This is a genomic window from Azorhizobium doebereinerae UFLA1-100, from assembly GCF_000473085.1.
GTDB classification, from domain to species: domain Bacteria; phylum Pseudomonadota; class Alphaproteobacteria; order Rhizobiales; family Xanthobacteraceae; genus Azorhizobium; species Azorhizobium doebereinerae.
In genome coordinates this window covers 1-5,021 of the sequence record NZ_AXBA01000073.1, presented here as the reverse complement: position 1 = coordinate 5,021, position 5,021 = coordinate 1, and the positions used below count along the sequence as shown (strand labels likewise).

Genomic DNA, 5,021 nt, shown 5'->3' with positions numbered 1-5,021 from the left:
CCCATATTCAGGCGGCGCGTCGATCCATCGGCCGCCCGATTTCAGAACATGCACGATGCCGCTGATCACCCGTCGGTCATCGACGCGCGGCTTACCACGCGTGTCCTTGGGCAGATGCGGCTCAAGCCGTGCGAACTGTCCATCCGTCAGCCAGAAACAGTCTCCGCTCATCACCAGATCCTCCATGGATCTGGTGAATCACAACACGCTGCCAACGCAAATCATTTTATGGGTCTGAACCCTAAGAGTTCCCCGAGTACTTTTGTGAACAAAGCGGGCGTGCAGCGGCAAGCACTGCGGAAAGTTGTCCGCCAGAAAACTGCGTCAAATTTCGATCTGCGAAACAAAAACGCAGTGATCAAACGCAACTACGTCGGGTCGCTTGTGTAACTGTTCAAGATCGCTCCATTCCAGCGCAGAAGTCGCCCAATGCCTAAAGTCATATTTTTTGAGTGTCATATGTTACGACAAACGCGTCCTTGATCAACATCGCCTAGTAAACTTGATAGAACAGCAATCTACGTGCACCTATTTCGACCAAGAATTTGAGAGGTAGTGCAATCTGGAGTCAGGGTGGCGAATGTCAATCCGGTTGAATATATAGTTATATTTTGTCTGGGTCCTTTTCGTCCGAAAAGGGGTTGTTATTGTCGTTTTTTTCAAGTTCGTCATCTGCGATTACGACGGCTTCCACAACTTCGACGACCTCGGTGGTGACTTCAGTTGTAACTTCCGTTGTAGTTTCGGTTGTTACTTCAGTTGTGGTTTCAGTGGTGACCTCGGTTGTTACTTCCGTCGTAACGTCCGTGGTGGTATCTGTCGTAGTTACGGGTTCCGCCTGTGTTTCTGTGGTCGTGTCTGTGGTCGTGTTCTCAGGCGGCGGGTTGTCCGGATCGATAGCCGGGCCGGGGTCGGCTTCGGCTTGCGGCACACCGTCTGCCAACCCCGGATCAGCATCCTCTGCTGCAGCGCGGCTAGCAGTGATCTTGGTCCATGCCCAGCTCGCTATCTTGAAGCCTATATAGATGAATTGAATGGCGCCGAGGACGGTCATCACGTAGCCTGCAATCGTGAAGACTTTCTGAAGCGTTGTTTCCTGATAGCCGCCGCCTCCGGAATAGGGGTTTCCGAGAATGCCTGAAAATGACAATGACGCGCCATCGCTCGTCTGCTGGATGGTCCCGTAGAAGGAATTGCCGACATAGCCCGTCGAAGTCGGCGTGGTAATGCGCGTGAAGGTGATCGAGCCGCCGGCAGAATTACCGCTGAAGGGCCAAGTTAGCACGTTGGTGTTCGCATCGAAATTGATCCCGGTCAGATTGACGCCGCTCAGCGTTACCTGAGTATCGGAGATTGCCGAAATCGGCGGGCCTGCCGCGTAAGTCTTATCGGCATTGGTAATCGTGGTCTGTCCATAGACACCAATCCAGTCAGAAAGCTTTTTCGGCGTCGACAATGTACCGCTGTATTGCAGCGCTGGCCCAGATTGGTTCGTTTGAAGCGTTCCGAAAAAGGTAGGGCCCACATAGCCGCTCGCGGTCGGTGTGGTGATTTTGGAGAAAGACACGGAGCCGGCTGTCGTGTTGCTGTCGAGGCCCCAGGAGAGTTTGTTTCCGATAGGGCAATAGGTCGCGTTCTTGATCGGTGTCTGGTCGAGAATGACTGTTGTGCCGTCCTGGACGATTAGGGCAGGGCCTATGACGTAGGTGCCGTCTGGCTGTTTGAGCGAAGCCGAACCATAGTTGCCCGACCAGTTTTCCAATGGGAATGAGACAATAGGACCAATCTGGCCGCTGTAGGTGAGTGCACCAGAACCTGGAGCGCAGGCGTCTGTCTGTGTCAGAGTTCCGCTGAACAGTTTTCCCGTATACCCGCTGGATGGATTTGCATCGGTGGTGACGGCCGGCACTTCACCGAAAGTTATCGAACCGGAGGTGTCGTTGCCGTCATTGGTCCAGGTCAATGTCTTTTTTGTGAAGCTGAAATTTGCGATGGCAACGTTGTTGATCAGAACCGACGTATTGGAAACAACCACCAGAGGCGGCCCCAGAACGAAGGTTCCGTCGGATTTCTTCACCGAGGTCGTGCCGTAGGTACCTATCCAATATGCAAGCTGGTAGTCCTTCTGCTGTTCCTGGGCCTGTACTATCTCGGTAGGGGTAGTGTCGTAGCCTTGCTTCTGGAGGAACGTTACAAGAGATTGCGGGTCCCCGCTGCTCTGGGCGGTTTGACCCTGGGACTGATAGTCCGATGCCAGGGTTGGCGAGGTGAGGCAGTCCTGAAGGAACCGTTGAGCGTCGGCGAAGGAGTCTTGACTGGCAGTATTGTCTGACATCATGAAGCTCCATGATTAGGTATTTGGGAATTACAGGCCTAAGGATGCAAGTTCCTGCACCGCGTGAATCGGATGATGGGCGCGGTCGTTCTGTTCGGCGGAGCCACGTAGCCATGCCCCGACTAGACATTGTGATTGTGAAGCGGTGATATTAAGCTGGGGTCATCTTTTCGGTGGTCTGCTTCGAGAGCGTCGCTGTTTCGATCTCCGAGTGTAGCTTGTGTGTCGCATCGGCTGCGGCTACACGTGGGTCGTCCCAGGTCGAGTGCTTGATCGCCATGCGAATGCGGCCTGAATGCATAGAGAGAAGCGCTTTGCGCTCCGAGAGTGTGAGGTCGGCGTGGGTCTCTGCGGTCAATGCTGGATTGCGCATGAATTCCGATAGAATATACGGATTCTCGAATACGTCCGTGATAAACGTAGCCAAACCGCTATGGTCGGGCGATGGGTAGTATCGGCTGCCGTTGCTCTTCATCTGTGTCCGGCTGTCCGAAGCGTTGCGTTCGCTTGAGCGCTGAGGCATCGCTTCCCCTCTGCGCGCGGCCTGTGCTTCTGCAGGTGTGATCTGCTTGACTACCAAGCCAAGCCGACGCGCCATCTCAACATCGGTTTTGAGCTCGTCCTGCGGAGGAATGTAAAGCGTTGAAATGCCGGTAACGGCCGCGCGGCGCAGGTCGTCCAGCCGTATCTTCTCCACCACCGATGGGCACATCGGGTATTGCGCCCCTTGGTAGTGAACCACCTCATGCTCGGGACTATAGAACGTCTCCAGATAGTCGACGAGAATATGCAGGTTGCGATTATCATACCCTGAAAAATTGAACCCGAGATCGCCGACGCAGCCGATTTGCCAGACAACTACGTGACCGTCGGTTGTAAGCTGGCGCCTGCGCAATAAGAGGTCTGTGGCTTCGACGGTCTGAGAACCTTTGGATGAAGGATCGACACCACAATCGGCATAAAGGCAATCAAGCGCCGAAATAGCTGGCAAGATAGCGGCTTTGAAACCTTCTTTACGGGCGATGTCGACCGCGCGGTGAGAGGGGTAAACGAATACGCCGGGATGGCCGTAGAATACGGCGCAGGCGTTATTGCCATGACGCACGTACTTCAAAATTTCTTCCGCCATGTCTATATAAGTATCAAGTCGTTTCTTTTCATTGTCGTAGAATTTATAAAGATCAACGCTAAATTTGCTATTTTCTTTGATCCAGACTTCAGTGGCTGGATCTGCGACGCAGTACAAAATTACGTCGGAATGCCTTATCCATCCCTGCGTTTCGATGGTTAGGTGTCCGACGCTTTTTATGCCGGAGCCGACGACAACCAGCGATCCATTCTTCATGGAGATACCCTCCCCAGGGTAGTGTTTGGTCTTACCAAAATGCAACTTGAAGTTAAAAATGCCAGAAATTGCCGTCCGTGCGATGTTGCCACTAAAACGTGTATTCCGCAATGGACATTTCGCCGCTGCAATTTTGTTTTGGCTGAGGTCGCGGTCATGTTGTTCTGGCATATATCAATTTTAGTTTCTGCGAAACATCGGCAGCCGGATAGCCTCGCGCCATGACCTGACGCGTTGCGTTGCGCTTAAAATCGTCGCGGAAAATCGATCTGTTCATGATGCTCTTCTTGCCTCAAAATTAGGAGATAAGGCGTCTACAAATCTCGTGGCTATTCAATCTGACTTTCCGTGCCGCACCCGCGACCGACCCTTCGTGAGCCGTCACCGCCTTCTCGGCCCGACGCAAAGAGCCAGTTATTCCCGACGCGATCCTGGACCAATTGCTGGCCGGTGCGGACGCCAGGACAGCGTTTGAGCAGAAAGGGCTGCTTGATCAGTTGAAGAAGGCGCTGACGGAGCGGGCGCTGAACGCGGAACTGGATCATCACCTGGTTGGTGACGAGAGCGGCAACCGGCGTAACGGCTATGGCCGCAAGACGGTGCTGACGGATGGTGGCCCGGTTGAGCTGGCCGTCCCCCGGGACCGGACGGCGACGTTCGATCCACAGTTGATCGGCAAGTACCAGCGGCGCTTTCCGGGCTTCGACGAGAAGATCATCTCGATGTACGCGCGGGGCATGTCGACGCGAGAGATCGCGGGGTACCTGCGGGAACTCTACGGCATTGAGGTGTCGGCCGACCTGATCTCGACGGTCACGGACGCGGTGATCGAGGAAGTGACGGCCTGGCAGAACCGGCCGCTGGAGGCGATCTACCCGCTGGTGTTTCTGGATGCCATCCGGGTGAAGATCCGGGATGAGAGCCTCGTGCGCAACAAGGCCATCCACGTTGCCATCGGCGTGCGAGCCGACGGCACCAAGGAAGTACTGGGCCTCTGGATCGAGCAGAACGAAGGCGCCAAGTTCTGGCTGCGGGTCCTGAACGAACTGAAGAACCGGGGCGTGTGTGGATGCCCCCGGTTTTGCTAGGGGTTTCTTCTGACAGGCTTCGGCGGCTTGGCGCTTCTATCGGTCGTGTGTCAGGCCTCTGGTCGTGACCTGCGCCACGGGGCCGGTATGCAGTTCGAAGAACAGGGTCCAGATCGGTTCAGAGAGCTTTGCGCTCGAGCCCCGGGACTGGTTTTCCCCGTCCTGAACATTGAAGTCCTTGCCGCATAGGTCGTCAGTCGATCTCCTTGCCGGGGTCCGAGGACCCCGAGGCGATAGTTGTCCCCTTCTGAGG

Annotated in this window: 3 protein-coding genes and 1 pseudogene; 1 reads left to right on the top strand and 3 read right to left on the bottom strand. The window is 55.0% G+C overall.

What is annotated here, in order from left to right; translation table 11 throughout:
• The 3 genes from YU1_RS33120 to YU1_RS33115 all read right to left on the bottom strand — a co-directional run.
• Positions 1-171, bottom strand: a 171-nt coding sequence (locus YU1_RS33120; protein WP_156922463.1) for a transposase, incomplete at its 3' end; no start/stop codon positions are given.
• Positions 172-604: 433 nt separating this feature from the next.
• The gene (locus tag YU1_RS33765) at positions 605-2,338 is read right to left on the bottom strand and encodes a hypothetical protein (protein WP_210163769.1); all 1,734 of its coding nucleotides are present in this window, start codon (positions 2,336-2,338) and stop codon (positions 605-607) included.
• A 148-nt stretch (positions 2,339-2,486) separates the two neighbouring features.
• Positions 2,487-3,851, bottom strand: coding sequence for an SAM-dependent methyltransferase (locus tag YU1_RS33115; protein WP_084540132.1), 1,365 nt, complete (start codon positions 3,849-3,851; stop codon positions 2,487-2,489).
• Between the two features lie 260 nt (positions 3,852-4,111).
• Between YU1_RS33115 and YU1_RS31225 the strand changes: the two are divergent.
• A pseudogene (locus YU1_RS31225) lies at positions 4,112-4,744 on the top strand (IS256 family transposase); the annotation flags it as partial.
• Positions 4,745-5,021 lie beyond the last annotated feature (277 nt).